Consider the following 22,359-nt stretch of genomic DNA (forward strand, 5'->3'; position numbering starts at 1 on the left):
TATGGTCCGGGCCATCTGTCCAGCGCGCCGCCTCGCGCGTGGATGGCGGCAAAAATCGCCGGACCGTAGAGGTACAATGACGCCCATGTCAGATCCCCGCTTCGTCCATCTCCGCGTCCACTCCGAATTCTCGATTGCCGACGGCATCGTGCGCCTCGACGACCTCGTCAAGGCGGCGGCCAAGGACGGCCAGGGCGCGCTCGCGCTCACCGACCTCGGCAACGCATTCGGCCTCGTTCGTTTCTACACGGAAGCCCGTGGCAAAGGGGTCAAACCCATTGCCGGCTGCGATGTCTGGATCATGAATCCGGACGACCGCGACAAACCGTCTCGTCTGCTTCTGCTCGTGAAGGACAAGCGCGGTTACCTCAATCTCTGCGAACTGCTGTCCAAGGCGTGGCTCACGAATCAATATCGCGGGCGCGCGGAAGTCGACGTCGCGTGGCTCGAAAGCGGGCTCGGCGAGGGGTTGCTCGCGCTCTCGGGCGCGCAGCACGGCGACGTGGGGCTCGCGCTCGCGGCGGGCAACGTCGAAAGCGCGAAGCGTCACGCGCAGCGCTGGGCGAAGCTGTTCCCGAACGGCTATTACATCGAATTGCAGCGCTGCGGCCAGCCGGGCGCCGAGCAGTACATCGAGCAGGCCGTGGCGATCGCGGCGGAATTGAAGCTGCCGGTGGTGGCCACGCATCCGATGCAGTTCATGACCGACGAGGAATACACGGCGCACGAAGCGCGCGTGTGCATCTCGGAAGGCGACATTCTCGCGAATCCGCGCCGCCAGAAGCGCTTCACGACCGAACAGCGGTTTCGCACCCAGGACGAAATGGTCGCGCTGTTCGCGGACATTCCGTCGGCCATGGCGAACACCATCGAAATCGCGCGGCGCTGCAATCTCACGCTCGAACTTGGCAAGCCGAAGCTGCCGCTCTTCCCGACGCCCGACGGCATGTCGCTCGACGACTACCTCGTGCAGCTCTCGAAAGAGGGCCTCGAAAAGCGCCTCGTGCAGCTTTATCCCGATGAAGCCGAGCGCGAGAACGAACGTGCACGCTACAACGAGCGCCTCGAATTCGAGTGCGGGACCATCATCAAGATGGGCTTCCCGGGCTACTTCCTGATCGTCGCGGACTTCATCAACTGGGCCAAGAACAACGGCGTGCCGGTGGGGCCGGGCCGGGGCTCGGGCGCGGGCTCGCTGGTCGCGTACGCGCTCGGCATTACCGATCTCGACCCGCTGCGCTACAACCTGCTGTTCGAGCGTTTCCTGAATCCGGAACGCGTCTCGATGCCCGACTTCGACATCGACTTCTGCCAGCACGGGCGCGACCGCGTGATTCAGTACGTGAAGGAGAAGTACGGCGCGGATGCGGTTTCGCAGATCGCCACCTTCGGCACCATGGCGGCGAAGGCCGCGGTACGCGACATCGGCCGCGTGCTCGACCTCGGCTACAACTTCACGGACGGCGTGGCCAAGCTCATTCCGTTCAAGCCGGGCAAGCACGTCACCATCGCCGATGCGATGAAGGAAGAGCCGCTGCTGCAAGAGCGCTACGACAACGAAGACGAAGTGCATCAGCTGCTCGACCTCGCGCAGCTCGTGGAAGGTCTCACGCGTAACGTGGGCATGCACGCGGGCGGCGTGCTGATCGCGCCCGGCAAGCTCACCGACTTCTGCCCGCTCTACACCCAGGGCGACGAAAGCGGCGTCGTGAGCCAATACGACAAGGACGACGTGGAAGCCGTCGGGCTCGTGAAGTTCGACTTTCTGGGCCTGACCACGCTCACGATTCTCGATTGGGCCGAGCGCTATATCCGCATGCTCGATCCTTCGAAGCAGGACTGGTCGCTCGCCCAGGTGCCGCTCGATGACGCGGCGTCGTTCCAGATTCTCAAGAAAGCGAATACGGTCGCCGTGTTCCAGCTGGAAAGCCGCGGCATGCAGGGCATGTTGAAGGACGCCCAGCCTGACCGCTTCGAGGACATCATCGCGCTGGTGGCCTTGTATCGTCCGGGCCCGATGGACCTGATCCCGAGCTTCTGCGCGCGCAAGCACGGCCGCGAAGTGGTGGAGTATCCCGATCCGCGCGTCGAACCTGTTCTGAAAGAGACCTACGGCATCATGGTCTATCAGGAGCAGGTGATGCAGATGGCGCAGATCATCGGCGGCTACTCGCTCGGCGGCGCAGACCTTTTGCGCCGCGCGATGGGCAAGAAGAAGCCCGAGGAAATGGCCAAGCACCGCGAGATTTTCGCGGAAGGCGCGGCGAAGAACGGTCTCACGCGCGAGAAGGCGGACGAAACCTTCGACTTGATGGAGAAGTTCGCGGGCTACGGCTTCAACAAGTCGCACGCGGCCGCGTATGCACTGCTCGCTTACCACACTGCGTGGCTCAAGGCGCACCATCCGGCCGAATTCATGGCGGCCAACATGTCGCTCGCCATGGACGACACCGACAAGGTGAAGATCCTCTTCGAGGACTGCGCCACCAACGGGTTGAAGGTGCTGCCGCCGGACGTGAACGCGTCGGCGTATCGCTTCGAGCCGGTGGCCGATGCTCATGTGGCCGAAGGCAAGCGTTCGCGCACGATCCGTTATGGCCTCGGCGCGATCAAGGGCAGCGGCCAGAACGCCATCGAAGAAGTCCTGCGCGCGCGCAAAGAAGGCGGGTTGTTCAAGGACCTGTTCGACTTCTGCGAGCGCATCGACCGCCGCCTCGTGAATCGCCGCACGATCGAGGCGATGATCCGCGCGGGCGCGTTCGATTCGATCCACGCGAATCGCGCGCAATTGCTGGCCTCCGTGCCGATGGCGATGGAGGCCGCCGACCAGGCGAGCGCCAACGCCATGCAGGCCGGCCTCTTCGACATGGGCGACGCGCCGCTGGCCGCGCACGAACTCGTCGACGAACCCGCCTGGGGCGACAAGCGCAGGCTCCAGGAAGAGAAGGGCGCACTCGGCTTTTATCTGTCGGGCCACCTGTTCGATGCCTACAAGGACGAAGTGCGCCGCTTCGTGCGCCAGAAGATCGGCGATCTCAAGGAAGGGCGCGACAAGCTCGTCGCGGGCGTGATCGCCTCGCTGCGCACGCAGATGACCCAGCGCGGCAAGATGCTGATCGCGCTGCTCGACGACGGCACGGGCCAGTGCGAAGTGACGGTATTCAACGAGCAATACGAGGCGCACAAGGCGCTCTTCAAGGAAGACGAGCTGCTGGTCGTGCAGGGCGGCGCGCGCAACGACGCGTTCACGGGCGGCATCCGCTTCACGGTGGACACCGTGATGGATCTTGAGCGCGCCCGCAGCCGCTACGCGCAGGCCGTGAAGGTGCAGATGAACGGAAACGCCAACGCGCTCGCGCTGCGCTCGGTGCTCGAAGCGCATCGCGCGAAGCCCGACGATTCGCTGCCCGCGCCGGCGGTGGAAACGCGCGGACGTGGCGGGCGCGATGGGGGTGGCGGTGGAGGCTACGGCCGGGGCCGCGAGCGCGAGCAGGTGGCCATTCCGAACGGCCTCGCGGTGCAGATCGTCTATAGCAACGAACGCGCGCAAGGCGAAGTGCGGCTGGGCGACGCCTGGCGCGTGAAACCCACCGACGAACTCATTGCCGCGCTGCGCGGCGAGTTCGCGGGCAGTTCCATCGAAATCGTCTACTGACGATGTCTTTCCTGGCGAGCGGCAATGGCTGCCGCTCGCGCTGCCTGTCCTTCCCCGGGATTCAGCGTTTCTTCGCGACCTTGCCGTCGCGCGTGAGCAGCGCGAGCTTGACGTAGCGGTAGTACGTGGTCTCGGCGTTGTTGATCGCGAGCATCAGCCCCTCGGCACCGTCCAGAAAGCCCGCGCGTAGCACCCAGGTGCGAAAGAACGCCCAGAAGCCCTTGCCGAGCGCCTTGGCGAGCGACGAGCGCTTGCCGGCTTCGGCCATCGTGAGCGCGCCTTCGGTCGAGTAGACATTGGTCTTGTCCAGCGCCTCGTGCAGGTCTGGCATCGAAATATGGATGAACGGACCATCGAAGCGGCCGGTCGTGCCGTCGATTTCGAGGTGCGTATGTGTGCGCACGTCAGTGAAGCGCGCGCTGCCGCGCCTGAACAGGCGCACGATGCGGTCGGGCCACCAGCCCGAATGCTTCATGAAGCGCCCGCAGAAGCTCGAGCGGCGCGGCGTGCTGAAGGCGGCGTGCGTCGAGCCTTGTGCTAGCAGGGTTGCGATTTCGGTGCGCAGCTCGGGGCTCAGGCGCTCGTCGGCGTCGAGGCAGATCACCCAGTCGCCGCGCGCTTCGGCCAGCGCCCGGTTTTTCTGCGGGCCGTCGCCGGGCCAGTCGGTCTCGAACACGCGCGCGCCTAGCTCGCGGCAGATGTCGGGCGTGCCGTCGGTGCTGCCGGAGTCGAATACGATGGTTTCCATCGCGAGCCCGCGCACCGATTCGAGGCAGTCGCGAATGTCGTGCGCCTCGTTCATCGCCACCACGATGACCGAAAGGGTGGCATGCGATGAGCCGCTCGGGCGGGTCGGAGAAAATCCGTCGGACATGAAGAGGACGCCTGTTCTGGAGAAGTGTCGGAAGCGGTGGACCGCGCCGGGCCCGCTGGAGGCCAGCCGGGCGCGGCGCGGAGGTGCGTATTCTAGACGATGCCGGACGATGTGCCGGGGTGGGCGGGGCGTTGGCGGGCGAACATTAAGGGCTGGATCGCTGTTGTTGCATTCCCGGCGGATCGCACGGCGTGCTGCGTCAAGCGTATACAATGCGTACCGCGCCGCCGGACCATCTGTCAGACGATCTGCTTTGAACCGGCCGGCGGCGGGGCTAGCGGCCCCGTCACGCATGCAGTCCCGCCGGCATTTCCACCTGCATTTCCAGTACACGCTTTTCCAGAGGATTCCTTGAGCGAGACCTCCCCACAATCCACTCTCAGCAAGCCGATCGGCTCTGGCACGAAGTCGACTGCCTCGTCGGTCGGCCGGCGTCTCTGGCCGTACATCAAGCCGCTCTTCTGGGTGGCGGTCGCCGCTATCGTCACGCTGGCGATCGTGGCCGCGACCGAGGCCGGCATTCCGGCGCTTCTCAAGCCGCTGCTAGATCACGGCTTCGGCACCAAGGGCAGCACGAGCGCCAAATGGATCGTGCCCGCCGCCGTGATCGGCCTCGCGCTCGTGCGCGGCCTCGCGCAATACGCGTCCGGCTATCTGCTCCAGTACATGACCAACAAAATCTTGCTGGAACTGCGCCTGAAGATGTTCGAGCGCATGATCCATGCGAGCGTCGGATTCTTCCAGCGCGAGACGGCCAGTACTGTCATCAACGCGATCGTATTCGAGGTCAACCAGATTCTGGGCGTGCTGCTGAGTGTGCTGGTCACGACCGTGCGCGACTCGCTTACTGTTGTCTTCCTGCTGGGCTATCTGTTCATTCTGAACTGGCGTCTCACGCTGATCGTGGCCGTGCTGCTGCCGGCCATCGGCTGGCTCGTCAGCAAGATCAACCGGCGCCTGCGCCGCCTGAATCGCGAGCACCAGGCGCTCACGAACGAGCTGTCGTACATCGTCGAAGAGACGGTGGGCGGCTACAAGGTCGTCAAGGTTCACAACGGCGAGCAGTACGAAATGGACCGCTTCGGCGAAATGAGCAAGCGCCTGCTCGGCTATCAGATGCGCATGACGATCTCTGGCGGCCTCGCCCAGCCGCTCACGCAGTTTCTCGCCTCGATCGCGCTCGCGGTCGTCATCACGATCGCCGTGGTGCAGGCCTCGCACGACCAGACCACCGTGGGCGGTTTCGTTGCGTTCGTGACCTCGATGCTGCTCGTGATCTCGCCGCTCAAGCATCTGATCGACGTGAACCAGCCCTTGCAGCGCGGCATGACGGCCGCCGAGCTGATCTTCGGCCTCATCGATGAGCCGGTCGAGCCGGCGGGCGGCGGCAAGCCGCTCGAGCGCGCTCGCGGCGAGATCGAATTGCGCAACGTGTCGTTCTCCTATGGGCCCGGTGGGCGCTCGATCCTCGAGAACGTGACGTTCAGCGCGGCGCCGGGCGAGATGATCGCGCTGGCGGGCCCGTCGGGCAGCGGCAAGACCACGCTCGTGAACCTGCTGCCGCGCTTTTTCGATCCGAGCGGCGGCGAGGTTCTCGTCGATGGCGTGCCGTTGCCCGAGTACGACATTCACGCGCTGCGCAGCCAGATCGCGATGGTGAGCCAGGACGTGACGCTCTTCAACGACACGGTCGCGAACAACGTGGCCTACGGCGAGAAAGCCGACCTCGCGCGCGTGGAAGAAGCGCTGCGCGCGGCCAACCTCTGGGACACGATTGCGGCGCTGCCCGAAGGCATCGAAACGCGGGTTGGCGACAACGGCATGAAGCTCTCGGGCGGGCAGCGCCAGCGCCTTGCGATCGCGCGCGCGATCTACAAGGATGCGCCGATCCTGATTCTCGACGAAGCGACTTCGGCGCTCGATTCGGAGTCGGAGCGCCATGTGCAGGCGGCGCTCGAAACGCTGATGAAGGGCCGCACGACGCTCGTGATCGCGCACCGGCTCTCGACCATCGAACGCGCGGACCGCATTCTGGTGATGGAGGCGGGCCGCATTGTCGAGCGCGGCTCGCATCAGCAGCTGCTCGAACAGCGGGGGCTGTACGCGCACCTGCACAAGATCCAGTTCCAGCAGAACGCCGCGTAAGCGTTGGCAAGCGCGGGAGAGAGGCGCCCGATGCCGGGCGCCTGGTTGGCTAGCGGACGGTGGCGCCGCCTTCGAGTTCGCGCTTGCGCGACACGACGATCGCCATGAAAACGGTGGTGAGCAGGGAGATCAGGACAACGACCTGAATCGGCACCAGCACGTCGATGGTGAGTCCGAAGAGGATCGTGCTGAACGACACCGCCAGGCCGCTGCAGCCGGCGGTGCGGATGACCGAATCGGCGGCGCGGCACGCGCGCCAGAAATAGACCGACGTGCCGAAGTAAAGCAGCAGCAGGGCCGCCGCGCCCATCGCGCCCATTTCGGCGATGGCTGAGAAGAAGTCGCTGTGCGCGCGCTCGTTGACGATCTGCTGGCTCGCCTCGCCGTGCTGGGCGAGATCGCCGAGCGCCTGTTCGAGGCGGCCCTTGCCCACGCCATAGACCGGATGGCGCTCGAACAACATGATCGAGGCGTTCCAGAGTTGCAGGCGCAGGCCCACCGAGGTGTCCTTGTTGCCGCGCTGCATGAGGGCGAAGTCGCTGCCGGCGTCGGCTATGCGGTGGCGGATGCCATTGGTCGAGAACAGCGCGCCAGTGGCGGCGGCGAGCAGCACCAGGGTCACGACGACACGCTTCCAGTGCGAAAACCATCCGTATTGCACGCCGAGCAGGAGCGCGAACACGGGTACCGCGATCCAGCCGCCGCGCGTTCCCGAAAGATAGGAGACGAAGCCGCCCGCGACGAGCGCGGCGAGCTTGACGACGAGCGCGAGCGGGCGCGCCTTGCGGTCCCAGCCGAAGGTGAACACTGAGAGGAAAGCGAACAGCAGGGCGGTGTCGCCGAACGGAATCGCGTTGGTGTAGTAGTTCGAGAGGCGCTCGGTGTCGTTCCAGCCGCCTGCGGGGCGGTCGATGAAAACCCAGGCGTTCGCCGCGAGCGCGCCCAGCGCGCAGCCCCAGCCGATGACCGTGAGGTGGCGCGAAGGCAGGCGGCTCAGCAGCAGAAAGATCGGCAGCGCGAGTGCGAAGCGCGAAAGCGCATCGAACTGGTGCGGCGCCCAGTAGCCGAGCAGCGGCTGCTGGAGCGCGACCACGGCTACCGGCGCGAGCATCGCGGCGGTGTACCAGCGGTATTCGCGCCAGGGGGCGAAGTAGCTGCGGTCGTGCCGATTGACGTACGCGCCATGAAGCGCGAACGCGAGCAGCAGGAAAAAGCAGTAGCCCGTACCACCGCGCCAGACCAGATTCGTGGCGGGTCCAACCACGAGCAGCAGGGTAACGATTGGAGCCAGGCGGCGTAGATAGGTCGTCGTATCGTGATTCATGTCGGCCGGCGCAAATCGGATGGGCAGTCAGGTGTCGTGCCGGCGGAGCCGGACACGCACGCTTGCCCATAAACCGGTCGATTATACCGGAGCGAATTTTGGGTATGCGCGATGCTCTGACAGACATGCGGTCCGCCGTATGGGAATCTTCCTGGATTGGATGAAGTATCGCCTGGTCCGCGTCGGCTCGCGGCAGCATGGGCACTGCGGCATTGTGTGGAACTGGCGCTTTATAATCGGCCCACGCGAGCACTGCGCACAAAATAATTCACATCTCGGACGGGTCATGAAGGTTGGAATCTCCTGCAACGCGCTCAAGCACAGCGGCGGCCTGGAACGCTATGCGATGGACCTTATCCGGGGCCTCGCCGCGCGCGGCGTGCGGCCCGTGTTCTTTGCGCGCAAGTTCGATCCGTCCGTGCCGGAATACGCGCTGGTGGAGCCGCACCGCATCAACGTCTCCTTGTTGCCGGGAAAGCTGCGCGACATGTGGTTCTCACGGCGGCTGGCCACCTTGCGCCGTCGCGCTGGCGTGGATGTGCTGATCGGCTGTAACCGGGTCGATGGCTCGGAGATCGCCATTTGCGGCGGTACGCACCGCGGCTTCCTGCGCGCAATGGGGCGCCCCATGCGCGGCTCCGACGCCCGGCAAATTGCGCTCGAAAGTCAGCAATATGCGCGATCTCGCGTGATCGTCGCGCATTCCGAGCTTATGCGGTCCGAACTTCGTGAGCTATATGGTGTGGACGACGCGAAGATCCGCGTGCTCTGTCCGCCCGTGGATGGCGAACGTTTCTCGCCCGTGGATGCCGATACGCGCGCCGCATTGCGCCGTCAATACGGCTTCGGCGATCACGAAACGGTCTTGCTGTTTGCGTCGAGCAGCCACGAGCGCAAAGGCCTGCCGCTCATCGAGCAGGCGGTCGCCGCGCTGGACCTGCCGGTCGTGGTGGCCGTGGCGGGGCGTCCGCCCGAGCGCGCGAGCGCGCGCGTGCGCTACCTCGGCTATGTGAAAGACCTCGAAAACGCCTATCGTGCGGCCGATTACTCGATTCTCGCGTCGACCTACGAGCCGTTCGGGCTCGTCGGCATCGAATCGGTCATGTGCGGAACGCCGGTGATCTTTTCGTCGAATATCGGCTGCTGCGACGCCATCGGCGACGGCGCCAAATACCTGTTCCGACCCGGCAATGCCGCCGATCTGCGCCGTGCGATCGAAGCGGCCGTGGCGGCGCGCGGACGGCGCGTCGAACCTGCCGATCCGGGCGATCCATCGGGTCCGCCCCCGGCCGTCCTCTACGACGCTACCGTGCAGGCGCACGTGGATGCGCTGCTTCAACTCATGGCGGACATCTCACCAACCCGCTAGTTCGGGCCTTGCCCCGCTCATGCATGACATGCGACACCTCCAGTGATTCTTCCGCGGTCTGGAAAGGTCCTCCATGGTTTTAGGTGTTAACCCTGGGGTTCGACAGGCATACGATGCGTACATCGGCCGCATGCACAGACAAACAGTCGCACATGGGCCGCCCTGAACCCACTGGAGGTCGTAACCATGAAGTCCCTGATTCAAGCCGTTGCTGTTGCCGCTGTCCTCGTTGCTCCCGTCGCTTCGTTCGCCCAGTCGCAATCGACCATCACCCGCGCCCAGGTGCGCGAAGAACTCGTGCAGTTGCAGAAGGTCGGTTACCACGTCGGCGATGGCGATCAGGTGCACTACCCCGAAGCGATTCAGGCCGCCCAGGCCAAGGTGGCCGCGATGAACGGCAATAGCGCGTACGGCGGTGTCGCGAACGCGACGGAATCGGGGGCGCGCGGCGCGAAGGTGTCGGTGGAGGACTGGAACGCGATGTACGCGCATCCCTGAGCCGCTAGCGCTGCTTTAGTCCGGACTTGAAGAGCGCCGCGCCGCCAGGGGCGCGCCGCCAGAAGGCGGCGCGGCGCGTGAAGATTGCCCGCTGGCGGTTGTCCAGGCGGCAGTCAACCGTCGACCGGGCTATCGCCCCGACGTCTCCCCGAGCAGATTTTCGGCGTGCAGTTGCGTGAGTAGCGCGCGCGCCTCTTCGATTGGCTCGCCCGTCATCGGATGGAATACGAAACGCGGCGACGCCGCCAGCGTCGGATAGTGCTTGCGTGTGCTGCGTGAGTATGCGGGATCGTAGTGCTCGGTCACGAGCGTCTCGGAGAGCGCCGCGTGGCGGCCTTCCTCCAGCAGACGGCACCACGACTCGATGCGCTCGCGCCCATGCAGCGGCGTGAGCTTCAGCAATTGCTCGCGGAAATAGGCCTGGTCACTGAGCAGGTGACCATAATCTTCGAGCAATAGCGCGACGCGCTCCTCGATTGCGACCTCGACCACGACGCACATTGCCGAGTGGATGCCTTCCACCAGCGCGACAGGCAGCGTGATCGCGCCAATGCGCCGGCTTTCCGCTTCCACGAACACCGGCAGCGCGGGGTCGAGCGCACGCAGCCGTTCCACCAGCGCCGTATCGAACGACTTTTGCGAGGGCTGCGCGCGCGTGGGCAGCGCGCCGAGCAGCGAGCCGCGATGCGCGGCAAGCGCTTCTAGATCGAGCGTTTGCGCGCCGGCTTGGCCGAGCGCCTGCAACAGGCGCGTCTTGCCGCTGCCGGTCGGCCCGGCCAGCACGACGTAGCGCAGGTGTCCGGGCAGCGCGCCGAGCGTCTCGACCACGGCGTTCCGGTAGGTCTTGTAGCCGCCTTCGAGCTGGCGCGCGCGCCAGCCGATCATGTTGAACATCGTCGTCATCGAGCCCGAGCGCTTGCCGCCGCGCCAGCAGTAGACAAGCGGGCGCCAGTTGCGCGGACGGTCGGCGAAAGTCGTGTCCAGATGCATGGCGATATTGCGCGCGGCGATAGCCGCGCCCACGCGCGTGGCGTCGAAAGGCGACTCCCTGTACAGCGTGCCGACGATCACGCGCTCCTCGTTGCTGAGCACAGGGGCGTTGATCGCGCCGGGCACGTGGTCCTCGGCGTATTCGAGCGGCGTTCTCACGTCGATGATCTCGTCGAACTCGCCGAGTTGGGAAAGGGTGGCGCGCTGGTGATTCAACTGCGGTGCTCCGGTGGTGCGTACAACGGCTACGCGCGCGTTGGGCGCGATGCAGCGGTAGGCGTTAGAACGAATTCGCGATCAGGCGGCGAGTTCGATGATGAGTTCGGGATGCTTGATGATCAGTCGCAATAGGCAAAGCACCGCTCCCGATGGCGCAAAGCGTCCTTGTTCCCAGTCGCGCAGCGTGGCAACGGGCGTTCCGATGCACTCGGCGAATACTGGCTGGGTCATGCCCGATGCTTCGCGTGCCTGACGCACGAGCATCTGCTCGGGAGTGGTCATACGACCACCGCGCTCCTTCGCTTCCTCGGGCGCCTTGGGCAGATCGGGCAGCGATGCGCTGGCGTCGGCTTCGATGGCCTTGGCAATTCTCTCGATATCCTTCATCACGGTATCTTCGGATGTCCTTGGGGGCATGACCTCGAATTCGCCGTCGGACCAGACACGCTCCGCCTGGTTCTGGAACGTTGGCGTTTCGAATACAGTACGCATGGTTGGATTATGCGGGAATCCCGTATATTTTCAAGTCGAGGGCGGGCAGGCCGCAGAGTCGTGTTGCGACCGTCCGATCCGCTGATGCTTGGGACTTGCCCTGCAATTACCAGCAAAGGCACGAGCGACGCTGAACGACGTGCCCGCTGTCGGTGCCGGTTATCTTGAAATTGGCATTAGCACTACCTAAGATTTGCTCGTGATGTGCCGTTAAGTCAGACACAAAAGCGCGCCGCCGATGGGCGGCATTCGCAATCTCACAGACGGAGGCACGATGAAATCGAAGCACGAACGAATCGCGAGGCAATGGATGCTCGGTGCTTCGATGTTGTTCACGGCTTGCGGCGTTGCACAGGCTGGAGCGGGGGGAAGCATTCGCTTCAGCGGTGCGATCGTCGAGCCGACGTTCCAGATAACCGCCACCCGAGGCCCTTCCGCCGGAGCTTCATCAAGCACGAAAGTTCCCACGTGGACAGTCGAGGCGGATGGCGCGGTGTCCATCGCGTATGTCGCTGCGCCGAATAGCCGGGTCTATGCCGACGTATCGATCGTTGCACTCGAAGGCAATGCGGCCGGGTCGCATGCCACGCCGAATCCTGCGCCGGTGAGCGCTACGGACCGGATGGCTTATCGACGCGAGCCCGGAGGCAATGGACGATACGGTATGGGGAGCGCCGGCGGGGTGATCCGGCTGCGGGCCGGTGACTTGTCTCGCACAACAGGACTGACGTTGGTGTCGGTCGTGACTAGCTACCAGTGAAACGGTGGTGGCGCGCCGCGTGACTCATTCGAAGCGCGCCTTCCTGATCTGCCGCTCACATCAGCACAATATCGTACTGCTCCTGACTCAGATTCGACTCCACCTGCAGCGACACCGGCTTGCCGATAAAGTCGATCAGCATCGCAAGGTGCTGCGACTCTTCCTCGAGAAACAGATCGATTACCTGCTGCGAAGCCACCACGCGAAACTCGCGCGGATTGAACTGGCGCGACTCGCGCAGAATCTCGCGCAGCACGTCGTAGCACACGGTACGCGCGGTCTTCACCTGCCCCTTGCCGAGACACGTGGGGCAGGGCTCGCACAGCACATGCGCGAGCGATTCGCGCGTGCGCTTTCTCGTCATCTCCACGAGGCCGAGTTGCGAGAAACCGTTCACGGTCACGCGCGTGCGGTCGCGCGAGAGCGCCTTCTTCAGTTCGCCTAGCACCTGGTCGCGGTGCTCGACGTTCTCCATGTCGATGAAGTCGATGATGATCACGCCGCCCAGATTGCGCAGCCGCAACTGGCGCGCGATGGTGTGCGCCGCTTCGAGATTGGTCTTGAAGATCGTGTCGTCGAAGTTGCGCGCGCCCACGTAGCCGCCCGTGTTCACGTCGATGGTCGTCATTGCCTCTGTCTGGTCGATCACTAGGTAGCCGCCCGACTTGAGGTCGACGCGGCGCGAGAGCGCGCGCTGGATCTCGGCCTCGATGTTGTAGAGGTCGAATAGCGGCCGCTCGCCGGTGTAGTGATGCAGCTTCGCCAGCACGGCGGGCGTGAACTCGGTGGCGAACTCGGTGAGCTTCTGGAACGTTTCGCGTGAATCGACCTGAATGCGCGAGGTATCGTCGTTCACGAAGTCGCGCAGCACGCGCTGCGCGAGATTGAGGTCTTGATAGAGCAGGCTCGTGGCAGGCATGCGCTGCGACTGCGCGAGGATCGTCGTCCACGTCTTGCGCAGGTAGGCGACATCGGCGGCGAGCTCTTCGCTCGTGGCGTCCTCGGCGATGGTGCGCACGATATAGCCGCCTTTCTCGTCGGCGGGCAGCACGGCGGTCAGCCGCGCGCGCACGGCTTCGCGTTCCGCTTCGCTTTCGATCTTCTGCGAGATGCCGATATGCGGCTCCTGCGGCAGATAGACGAGCGTGCGGCCCGCGATGCTCACCTGCGTCGAAAGACGCGCGCCTTTGGTGCCGATCGGATCCTTCACGACCTGGACCATCAGCGTTTGCCCTTCGAACACGGTCTTTTCGATGGGCTGATGATGCACGGGCGCATGCGCCTCGCCCGCGATGCGCGGATGCCAGATATCGGCCACGTGGAGGAACGCGGCGCGCTCGAGGCCGATGTCGATGAACGCCGACTGCATGCCCGGTAGCACGCGCACGACCTTGCCGAGATAGACGTTGCCGACGCGTCCGCGCGACAGCGTGCGTTCGACGTGAAGCTCCTGGACTGCACCTTGCTGGACCAGCGCAACACGCGTCTCCTGAGGCGTGACGTTGATCAGGATTTCTTCGTTCATGATTGCTTTTAGAAGTCGATGCCGGCGGCGCGCAGGAGGGCGGCCGTTTCGAAAAGCGGCAAACCCATGATACCCGAATAGGACCCGTCGATTCGCTCGATGAACTCGGCGGCGCGCCCCTGGACACCGTATGCCCCGGCTTTGCCGAAGGGCTCGCCGCTCGCCACGTAGCGTGCGAGCGCCGCGGGCAGCGCCGGGGCGAAGCGCACGCGCGAGCGCGAAAGCGCGAGCGGCAGGCACACGCCTTCCGCGTTGACCACGGCCACGGCAGTGAACACTTCATGTTCGCGGCCGGCGAGCCGTTCGAGCATCGCGTAGGCATCGGCCGCGTCGTGCGGCTTGCCGAGGATATGGCCGTCGATGCTCACGGTGGTGTCGGCAGTGAGGATCGGCGCATGGTCGTGCGCGCCCGCCACGAGCCGGGCGCGCGCGGCATCGGCTTTGGCGGCGCACACGCGCTCGACATAGACGTCGGCGGACTCGCCGGGCAGCACGGCTTCGAGCGATTCGGCGTCTTCGTCGGGGTGCGGCAGCAGCAGCTCGAAGCGCACGCCGAGCTGTTGCAGCAGTTCCTGGCGGCGCGGGCTCTGCGAGGCGAGATAGACGAACGGATAGGGCGCGGTAGTGGTCATCGGGGCGTGGTTACGTCTTGATGAGGCGGGGATCGGACTCAAGCGTGCTCAAGCGGGCTCACGCGGAACTCACACGGGTTCGCATCTGCGAGGGCTGCTGTGGCGTGTGGGTCTCGCGGCGCACACGCCGGCGGGCGTCATGCGCGAGCGTTTCAAACGCGATGATAGGGGTGATTCTGCGTGATGGTCCACGCGCGGTAAAGTTGCTCGGCAAGCAGCACGCGCACCATCGCATGGGGCAGCGTGAGCGAGGACAGGCGCAGCAGCGTGTCGGCGCGCGCCTTGATCTGCGGATCGAGCCCGTCCGCGCCGCCGATCAGGAACGCCACGTCGCGCCCGTCCTGCTGCCATCCGGGCAGCGCCTGGGCGAGCTGCATCGTGGTCCAGTCCTTGCCGCGCTCGTCTAGCGCGACGATGCGCGCGTTCTTCGGCAACGCGGCTTCGATGCGGGTGCGCTCGGCGGCCATCACGCTTTCGGCGGAACGCCCCGACGAGCGCTGCTCGGGCTTCACCTCGCGCAACTCGATGCGCAACTCGGGCGGCATGCGCTTCGTGTATTCCTCGAAGCCAACGGCCACCCAGTCCGGCATCTTGTGCCCAACGGCGACGATATGCAATTTCATGGTGCTAAACGAATCCGTGTGGCACATGTGACGCGCTTGGGAGATCGCTGCGTGCTCAACGTGCTCATCGACGTGTTGAGCGCGCGCGTTCCCTTCGCGTGGATGGCGGATTTACTTCGCGCTGCGACGCGATGCGGCCTTGCGCGCGGGCTTCTTCACGGCGGCCAGGTCGACTTCTTCGTCGTCTTCGTCGTCGATCGGCTCGCTCGGGCGCGCGCCCGTGAATCCCGTGTTGGCCGCGAGCTTCACGCGCACCGGCTTGTCGCCCCAGATTTCTTCGAGGTTGTAGTACTGGCGCAGCGCGGGCTGCAGGATGTGGACGACCGCGTCGCCGCAATCCACCAGCACCCATTCGCCGATGTCCTCGCCTTCGGTGCTGACGATGTCGCCGCCGGCTTCCTTGACCTTCTCGCGCACGCTGTTGGCGAGCGCCTTGGTCTGGCGGTTCGAGGTGCCGCTCGCGACGATCACGCGATCGAACAGCTCGGTCAGATGGCTGGTGTTGAAGACACGAATGTCCTGTGCCTTGACGTCTTCCAGACCGTCGACGATGGCGCGTTGAAGTTTGCGGATGTCCATATTTACCCGTGTTGCCTGTACAAATGATGTTGAAGGATATAGTCCCACACTGCCGTGGGGACCTTGTCCGCGGCGCTGCCGCCGCGTGGTTCAGTCGTTGCGGGCGCGGCTGTGTGCGCCGTTGTGTGCCCCGTTTTGTGCCCGGTCGCGGGCGCCTTGGCCTGTGCCGCCTGCGTTGTTTGCGCCGCCACCCGCGCGCCCAGTTCGCGCCGGATTTCAGTAGCCGAAATATCGAGCGCGAGCGTTGCGTCGATCAGCAGATGCCCGCAGCGCGTGGCCGCGAGCGTGGCGGCGCTGGCGCGCCGCGCGGCCACTTCCGCCGTCACGGCGTCCGGCAGCGCCGTGAAGTCGAAGCCGGGCCGGCTCGCCACGCCCAGATGCGCGAGCGCGAACAGCTCGCGCCATGCGTGCCAGGAATCGAGGTGCACCAGCTGATCGGCGCCCATCAGCAGCGTGAGCGCAGCCTGCGCGTTGCTTTCGCTGCGTGCGCGCCAGCGGCGCAGCGTCTCTACCGTATAGGTGGGGCCGTCGTGCTCGATCTCGTCGGTGTCTACGCTCACCGTTACGCCCGGCAGCACGAGCGAGGCCGCTGCCGCGCGCGTCATCGCGAGGCGATGTTCTGCGGCGCTCACTTCGGGTTTCTGCCAGGGCTGGCCGGCGGGCAGCAGGATCAGCTCGGTCAAGCCGAGCACGCGCGCGAAATGGCGCGCGAGCGCGAGATGGCCCTCGTGAATCGGATCGAAGGTGCCGCCGAGCACACCCACACGGCGCGCGAGCGCGTGAGAGGGCGCGCCGGCTGGCGCACTCGCGGAGGCGGTCGGGGCTTGCGTCACGGTGTCAGATCCAGTCGCGCACCGGCAGGAAGTCGGTGTACAGGCGCGCTTCCGGCGTGCCCGGTTGCGGCTGCCAGTCGTAGCGCCAGTTCGCGGAGGGCGGCATCGACATGAGGATCGACTCGCTGCGCCCGCCGCTTTGCAGGCCGAAGTGCGTGCCGCGGTCCCAGACCAGATTGAACTCGACGTAGCGGCCGCGCCGGTACGCCTGGAATTCGCGTTCGGCTTCGCCATAAGGCGTGGCGCGGCGCTTTTCGATGATCGGCAAATACGCTTTCAGGAAGCCGTCGCCCACGCTGCGCAGCATCGCGAACGCCTGGTCGAAGCCGCCTTCGGCGTAGTCGTCGAAGAAGATGCCGCCCACGCCGCGCGCCTCGTTGCGGTGCTTGAGGAAGAAATATTCGTCGCACCAGCGCTTGAAGCGCGGGTAGAGATCCGCGCCGTAGGGCGCGAGCGCGTCGCGGCAGACGCGGTGGAAATGCTGCGCGTCTTCCTCGAAGCCGTAATAGGGCGTGAGGTCCATGCCGCCGCCGAACCAGAACACCGGCGCTTCGCCCGCTTTCGTGGCGAGCAACATGCGCACGTTCATGTGCACGGTCGGGCAGTACGGATTGCGCGGATGCAGCACGAGCGAGACGCCCATCGCCTCGAAGCCGCGCCCGTTGAGTTCGGGGCGCGCGGCCGTGGCCGAGGGCGGCAAGGCGTCGCCCGCGACGTCGGAAAAGCCGATGCCGCCGCGCTCGAAGAACTGGCCGCCTTCGAGAATGCGCGTGCAGCCGCCCCCGCGCAGTTTCTCGCCGGGTTCGCGCTGCCATGTGTCGGTGGCGAAGGGCGTGCCGTCGAAGGCGCCGAGCGTGTCGGCGATCCGCGTCTGCAGGCCCGAGAGCCAGGCGCGCACGGCGGCGCTGTCGTGGGTTGCGCCAGCGGTTGCGCCTGCGGGCGTCACGGGGGTAGAGCCGGGGGTAGAGCCGTTTTGAGTCGGTTCGGTCATCGGTGGGCGGGCGAGGCGGCGGGGCCGGAACTGCGCCAGGATTGGTTCGGAATCGGGGTGCGGGTCGCGCGGTGCGGCCGCTAGCGGCAAGCTTACGCCGTTCGGCGCGGCTTCGCGGTTATGCCGCCCATGCCGCGGCCGCTCGTTGTGCCGCCTGGGGGCGGGCCGGCGCTGCGGCGCTTCGCCTTGCCCGCGCTGCGGGCAAGGGCCGGTTTGCCCGCTGTCGCCGGCCGGCGTGCGCTGGCTTCATGGCGACGCGCCATGGCGAGCGCGCCGCCATGCGGCAAGGCACCCGCCACGCATGCCCGGCCAACACTGGCCAGGCCGCGTCGAGCGCCTTTTCTGCGCCTGGGACCTTACTGCTTGCGCCCTGCGGCGCGATAGCCGATGTCGTGGCGATACTGCATGCCGTCGAACGAGATGCGGTTCACGGTCTCGTAAGCCACCTTCTGCGCGCTGCGCACGGAATCGGCGAGGCCCACCACGCACAGCACACGGCCGCCCGAGGTCACGAGCTTGCCGTCCACGAACTGCGTGCCCGCATGGAACGTGACCGAATCGGCGGTCTCGGCGGGGATGTCGTTGATGCGGTCGCCCTTGCGCGGCGTGTCCGGGTAGTTGTGCGCGGCCAGCACGACGCCGAGTGCGGTGCGGCGGTCCCATTCGAGCTCGACCTGGTCGAGCGAGCCGGCAATCGCATGCTCCACGACCTTCGAGAAGTCGCCCTTCAGGCGCGCCATGATCGGCTGCGTTTCCGGATCGCCCATGCGGCAGTTGAATTCGAGCGTCTTCGGGTTGCCCTGCGCGTCGATCATCAGGCCCGCGTAGAGGAAGCCCGTGTAGCGGATGCCTTCCTTCTCCATGCCCGCCACGGTCGGCAGGATGATTTCGCGCATCACGCGCGCGTGCAGCTGCGGCGTGACGATGGGCGCGGGCGAGTAGGCGCCCATGCCGCCCGTGTTCGGGCCCTGATCGCCGTCTTGCAGGCGCTTGTGGTCCTGGCTCGAGGCGAGCGCGAGCACGTGCTTGCCGTCCACCATGACGATGAAGCTCGCTTCCTCGCCCGCGAGGAATTCCTCGATCACCACGCGCGCGCCGGCGTCGCCGAGCTTGTTGTCGGCGAGCATCATGTCGATGGCCTGATGCGCTTCTTCCAGCGACATCGCCACCACCACGCCCTTGCCCGCGGCGAGGCCGTCGGCCTTGATCACGATGGGCGCGCCGTTTTTCTCGACATAGGCGTGCGCGGCCGTGGCGTCCGAGAACGTCTCGTAGGCGGCCGTGGGGATGTTGTGGCGCTTCATGAACGCCTTCGCGAAGTCCTTCGAGCTTTCGAGCTGAGCGGCTTCCTTCGTGGGGCCGAACACCTTCAGGCCGCGCTGGCGGAATACGTTGACGATGCCGGCCGCGAGCGGCGCTTCCGGCCCGACCACGGTGAGGGCGACCTGTTCGCGCTCGGCGAAATCGGCGAGCTCGTTGATGTCCGTGATGTCGACGTTGGCGAGCCGCTCGTCCTGCGCGGTGCCGCCGTTGCCCGGTGCGACGTAGACGAGCTGGACGCGCGGCGCCTGCGCGAGCTTCCACGCCAGCGCATGTTCGCGGCCGCCAGAACCGACGACGAGTAACTTCATGTAAATCCCCGAAAGACCAGAACCAGAAACAGTTGCGGCCGGCGCTTCGATGCGCCGGCCGTGAAGGCGTTGGTGCCGCGAACCGCGGAACCGCGGAACCGCGGAACCGCGACTCAAGCGCGCCCGAGCGTGGCGCGGCCGGTCAGCCGCAGCGCCCGCTCGCGCCAAAGCCGCTTATTCCTCGTCGATCGACGCGTTGGTGTACACCTCCTGGACATCGTCCAGGTTTTCGAGCGCGTCGAGCAGCTTTTGCATCTTCACCGCGTCGTCGCCCGTGAATTCGACTTCCGTTTGCGGCTTCATCGTGACTTCGGCCATTTCGGCCTTGAAGCCCGCGCCTTCGAGCGCGTCCTTCACCTTCTGGAAGTCGTTGGGCTGGCAGATCACCTCGATGCTGCCGTCCTCGTTCGTGACGACGTCGTCGGCGCCCGCTTCGAGCGCGGCGTCCATCAGCTTGTCCTCCGGCGTGCCGGGGGCGAAGAGGAACTGGCCGACGTGATCGAACATGAACGACACCGAGCCGTCCGTGCCCATGTTGCCGCCGAACTTCGAGAACGCGTGGCGCACTTCCGCGACGGTGCGGGTGCGGTTGTCGGTCATGGTGTCGACGATCACCGCCGCGCCGCCGATGCCGTAGCCTTCGTAGCGGATTTCCTCGTAGTTCGCGCCGTCGACGCCGCCCACGCCGCGCTGGATCGCGCGGTTGATGTTGTCCTTGGGCATGTTGGCGTCGTAGGCCTTGTCCACGGCCAGGCGCAGGCGCGGGTTCGAGTCGATCTCGCCGCCGCCCATGCGCGCCGCAACCTGGATTTCCTTGATGAGCCGCGTCCAGACCTTGCCGCGCTTCGCGTCAGCAGCTGCCTTCTTGTGCTTGATGTTGGCCCATTTCGAATGACCCGCCATACCTTTCTCCGTCGCACGCTTCACGCGTGCATGGTGCAGTTGTCGTTACCGCAGTTTTCAATACGATGCCGGGGCCGGCGTGGCGCGCTCGTTTGTGCGCGGCCCATGCTTGCGTGCCGGTGTGCCCATCCGCGATTGTCTGTCCGTCCGATGCCTCGACCGCAGCCGGCTTGTCGCGCGCGCGGCCGGGCTTGCCGGTGGCGCTTTGTGCGGGACGTGCGCCGGGGGCGCGTCGGCGCATTGGGGCGCGCTTCGCGAAGTCCAGGGGACTTTTGGGGACAGTCAGGCAGACCCGGTCGGGAAGAGGTGAATTTTATCACGCCGGGAGCGCTCGGCCTCACCCCTCGATGGTCTGGATGCGCCGGAGCGCGGATTTTTCGCGCGCGCGAACGGCTGCGAAGAGGGGAGGCAAAGGGGGGGCGGCGAAGATGGACCGAGGAGGACCGAAGCGTGGCGGCCAGGACGCCGCCCCCCAAGCGGCATCAGTTCTTGGTGCCGAACAGACGGTCGCCGGCGTCGCCGAGACCCGGGACGATATAAGCGTGCTCGTTCAGGTGCGTGTCGAGCGAGGCCACGTAGAGCCGCACGTCCGGATGCGCCTGCTGGAACACCTCGACGCCTTCGGGCGCGGCCACCAGCGCGAGGAAGCGGATGCGCTCGCCGGGCACGCCGCGGCGCTTGAGCACGTCGATTGCGTGCGCGGCCGAGTAGCCGGTCGCAACCATCGGGTCGCACAGGATGAAGGTGCGGTCCTCGAGGTCGGGCAGGCGCACGAGGTACTCGACCGGGCGGTGGTCGTCGGCGCGATAGACGCCGATGTGGCCCACGCGTGCCGACGGGATCAGTTCGAGCAGCCCGTCGGACATGCCTACGCCCGCGCGCAGCACCGGCACGATCGCGAGCTTCTTGCCGGCGATCACTGGCGCGTCGATCTCGACGAGCGGAGTTTGCACGCGGCGCGTCGTGACCGGCAGCTCGCGCGTGATTTCGTAGCCCATCAGTAGCGTGATCTCGCGCAGCAGCTCGCGGAACGTGCGCGTGGACGTGTCCTTGTCGCGCATGTGGCTGAGCTTGTGCTGGATCAGCGGGTGATCGAGGATGAAGAGATTCGGAAAGCGGCTGTCCTGTTTCATGGCGGGGCGCACGAGGCTGCAAGGGGTGTTGGGGTGTCGGCCGCGGCGCTGCCGGCTGCCTGGTTCCGGCGGGGCTCGCGCGAGCGCTGGGCCGCGCTACAGGCGCAAGTATACGAGAACCGGGCAAGAACAGGAGCGCGATTGAGGCCGCGCTGGGGCCACCCTGGGGCCACGGCGGGCCAGTCCGCGCTACCCGCGGCTCGCAGCGTCCCACGCGCGCCGCCCGATTCTTCTAGAATCGCAAAATTGGGCGCGCGGGCCGCCGCCATTGCGCGGCGGCTTCGCAACCACGCGCCGTCACCGATTCGTCACGCCAATCACAAGGACCGTAAAGATGGACATGGGCATCGCAGGACGCAGCGCGCTGGTGTGCGCCGCAAGCAAGGGACTGGGGCGCGGTTGCGCCGAGGCGCTCGCGGCTGAGGGCGTGAACGTGACGATCGTCGCGCGCACGGCGCAAACGCTCGAGGAAACCGCCGCGCGGATTCGCGCAAATACCGGCGTCGAGGTCAAGGCCGTGGCCTGCGACATCACCACCGAGGCCGGCCGCGCCGCCGCGCTCGCCGCCTGCCCGTCGCCGGACATCCTCGTGAACAATGCGGGCGGCCCGCCGCCGGGAGACTTTCGCACCTACACGCACGAAGCCTGGCTCGCCGCGCTCGAAGCGAACATGCTCACGCCGATCGCGCTGATCCAGGCCACCATCGACGCCATGAGCCAGCGTGGCTTCGGGCGCATCGTCAACATCACGAGTTCCTCGGTGAAGGCGCCTATCGACGTGCTCGGCCTCTCGAACGGCGCACGCTCGGGCCTCACGGGCTTCGTCGCGGGCGTCGCGCGCCAGGTCGCGGGCACGGGCGTGACGATCAACAACCTGTTGCCGGGCTCGTTCGACACCGACCGCATCCAGGCCACCAACGTCGCGCAATCGAAGGCGAGCAATTTGTCGCTCGAGGAAGTGCGCGCGCGCCGCGTGAAAGCGATTCCGGCAGGCCGCTTCGGCACGCCCGAGGAATTCGGCCGCGCCTGTGCGTTCCTGTGCAGCGTCCATGCGGGCTATATCACAGGACAAAACTGGCTGATCGACGGCGGTGCGTATCCGGGAACGTTCTGATCCGGTACGTTCTGTTCGGCGCGCAGCCGCGCGCACGACACACGCAAACCTCATCGAAACAAGAAACAA

Annotated in this window: 19 protein-coding genes; 6 read left to right on the forward strand and 13 right to left on the reverse strand. The window is 66.0% G+C overall.

Features of this window, described 5'->3' with window-relative positions; all coding sequences use genetic code 11:
* Positions 1 to 76 precede the first annotated feature (76 nt).
* Positions 77 to 3,655 carry a DNA polymerase III subunit alpha gene (dnaE, locus tag NH14_RS11975; RefSeq protein ID WP_035527207.1) on the forward strand — a complete coding sequence of 1,193 codons (3,579 nt, stop codon included), beginning with the start codon at positions 77 to 79 and terminating at the stop codon, positions 3,653 to 3,655.
* 61 nt (positions 3,656 to 3,716) lie between these two features.
* Here dnaE and NH14_RS11980 read toward each other — a convergent pair whose 3' ends face one another.
* Positions 3,717 to 4,529: a glycosyltransferase family 2 protein gene (locus tag NH14_RS11980; RefSeq protein ID WP_052148079.1), complete on the reverse strand. Its 813-nt coding sequence runs from the start codon at positions 4,527 to 4,529 to the stop codon at positions 3,717 to 3,719.
* 351 nt (positions 4,530 to 4,880) lie between these two features.
* Between NH14_RS11980 and msbA the strand changes: the two genes are divergently transcribed.
* A complete protein-coding gene (gene msbA, locus NH14_RS11985) occupies positions 4,881 to 6,674 on the forward strand; it encodes a lipid A export permease/ATP-binding protein MsbA (protein ID WP_202031620.1) in 1,794 nt (597 codons plus the stop codon).
* 49 nt (positions 6,675 to 6,723) lie between these two features.
* Here msbA and NH14_RS11990 read toward each other — a convergent pair whose 3' ends face one another.
* Entirely contained in the window at positions 6,724 to 7,998 is a 1,275-nt protein-coding gene (locus NH14_RS11990; RefSeq protein ID WP_035527205.1) for an O-antigen ligase family protein, read from the reverse strand.
* Between the two features lie 286 nt (positions 7,999 to 8,284).
* Here NH14_RS11990 and NH14_RS11995 point away from each other — a divergent pair, with 286 nt between their 5' ends.
* Together NH14_RS11995 and NH14_RS12000 are read left to right on the forward strand one after the other, a co-directional pair.
* Complete coding sequence (locus tag NH14_RS11995; protein ID WP_035527203.1) at positions 8,285 to 9,367, forward strand: glycosyltransferase family 4 protein; 1,083 nt, start codon at positions 8,285 to 8,287, stop codon at positions 9,365 to 9,367.
* A 186-nt stretch (positions 9,368 to 9,553) separates the two neighbouring features.
* Positions 9,554 to 9,865: a DUF4148 domain-containing protein gene (locus tag NH14_RS12000; RefSeq protein ID WP_035527201.1), complete on the forward strand. Its 312-nt coding sequence runs from the start codon at positions 9,554 to 9,556 to the stop codon at positions 9,863 to 9,865.
* A 129-nt stretch (positions 9,866 to 9,994) separates the two neighbouring features.
* Here the strand turns inward: NH14_RS12000 and mnmH are convergent, their stop codons facing one another.
* Together mnmH and NH14_RS12010 are read right to left on the reverse strand one after the other, a co-directional pair.
* Complete coding sequence (mnmH, locus tag NH14_RS12005) at positions 9,995 to 11,071, reverse strand: tRNA 2-selenouridine(34) synthase MnmH (RefSeq protein WP_035527199.1); 1,077 nt, start codon at positions 11,069 to 11,071, stop codon at positions 9,995 to 9,997.
* 81 nt (positions 11,072 to 11,152) lie between these two features.
* Positions 11,153 to 11,566: a helix-turn-helix domain-containing protein gene (locus tag NH14_RS12010; protein WP_237179584.1), complete on the reverse strand. Its 414-nt coding sequence runs from the start codon at positions 11,564 to 11,566 to the stop codon at positions 11,153 to 11,155.
* Positions 11,567 to 11,840: 274 nt separating this feature from the next.
* Between NH14_RS12010 and NH14_RS12015 the strand changes: the two genes are divergently transcribed.
* The gene (locus NH14_RS12015) at positions 11,841 to 12,326 is read left to right on the forward strand and encodes a hypothetical protein (protein ID WP_035527196.1); all 486 of its coding nucleotides are present in this window, start codon (positions 11,841 to 11,843) and stop codon (positions 12,324 to 12,326) included.
* 55 nt (positions 12,327 to 12,381) lie between these two features.
* Here the strand turns inward: NH14_RS12015 and rng are convergent, their stop codons facing one another.
* From rng to upp, 9 genes are all read right to left on the reverse strand, one after another.
* Positions 12,382 to 13,851, reverse strand: coding sequence for a ribonuclease G (gene rng, locus NH14_RS12020; protein WP_035527193.1), 1,470 nt, complete (start codon positions 13,849 to 13,851; stop codon positions 12,382 to 12,384).
* A gap of 8 nt (positions 13,852 to 13,859) precedes the next feature.
* Positions 13,860 to 14,483 carry a Maf family protein gene (locus NH14_RS12025; RefSeq protein ID WP_035527190.1) on the reverse strand — a complete coding sequence of 208 codons (624 nt, stop codon included), beginning with the start codon at positions 14,481 to 14,483 and terminating at the stop codon, positions 13,860 to 13,862.
* A gap of 152 nt (positions 14,484 to 14,635) precedes the next feature.
* On the reverse strand, positions 14,636 to 15,106 hold the full coding sequence (gene rlmH, locus NH14_RS12030; RefSeq protein WP_035527573.1) for a 23S rRNA (pseudouridine(1915)-N(3))-methyltransferase RlmH: 471 nt from the start codon (positions 15,104 to 15,106) through the stop codon (positions 14,636 to 14,638).
* A 111-nt stretch (positions 15,107 to 15,217) separates the two neighbouring features.
* The gene (gene rsfS, locus NH14_RS12035; protein ID WP_035527188.1) at positions 15,218 to 15,685 is read right to left on the reverse strand and encodes a ribosome silencing factor; all 468 of its coding nucleotides are present in this window, start codon (positions 15,683 to 15,685) and stop codon (positions 15,218 to 15,220) included.
* 2 nt (positions 15,686 to 15,687) lie between these two features.
* Positions 15,688 to 16,518, reverse strand: a complete 831-nt coding sequence (locus tag NH14_RS12040) for a nicotinate-nucleotide adenylyltransferase (RefSeq protein WP_052148078.1) — start codon at positions 16,516 to 16,518, stop codon at positions 15,688 to 15,690.
* Between the two features lie 4 nt (positions 16,519 to 16,522).
* Positions 16,523 to 17,509, reverse strand: a complete 987-nt coding sequence (hemF, locus tag NH14_RS12045) for an oxygen-dependent coproporphyrinogen oxidase (protein WP_152617159.1) — start codon at positions 17,507 to 17,509, stop codon at positions 16,523 to 16,525.
* A 356-nt stretch (positions 17,510 to 17,865) separates the two neighbouring features.
* Positions 17,866 to 19,140 carry a phosphoribosylamine--glycine ligase gene (gene purD, locus NH14_RS12050; protein ID WP_035527180.1) on the reverse strand — a complete coding sequence of 425 codons (1,275 nt, stop codon included), beginning with the start codon at positions 19,138 to 19,140 and terminating at the stop codon, positions 17,866 to 17,868.
* Between the two features lie 174 nt (positions 19,141 to 19,314).
* Entirely contained in the window at positions 19,315 to 20,043 is a 729-nt protein-coding gene (locus tag NH14_RS12055) for a YebC/PmpR family DNA-binding transcriptional regulator (RefSeq protein ID WP_035527176.1), read from the reverse strand.
* A 482-nt stretch (positions 20,044 to 20,525) separates the two neighbouring features.
* Positions 20,526 to 21,176, reverse strand: coding sequence for a uracil phosphoribosyltransferase (gene upp / locus NH14_RS12060; RefSeq protein ID WP_035527173.1), 651 nt, complete (start codon positions 21,174 to 21,176; stop codon positions 20,526 to 20,528).
* Positions 21,177 to 21,510: 334 nt separating this feature from the next.
* On the opposite strand from upp, the gene NH14_RS12065 reads away from it, so the two are divergent.
* Entirely contained in the window at positions 21,511 to 22,290 is a 780-nt protein-coding gene (locus tag NH14_RS12065; RefSeq protein ID WP_035527170.1) for an SDR family oxidoreductase, read from the forward strand.
* The last annotated feature ends 69 nt before the right edge of the window (positions 22,291 to 22,359 follow it).

The sequence above is a fragment of the Paraburkholderia sacchari genome (genome assembly GCF_000785435.2).
GTDB classification, from domain to species: Bacteria; Pseudomonadota; Gammaproteobacteria; order Burkholderiales; family Burkholderiaceae; genus Paraburkholderia; species Paraburkholderia sacchari.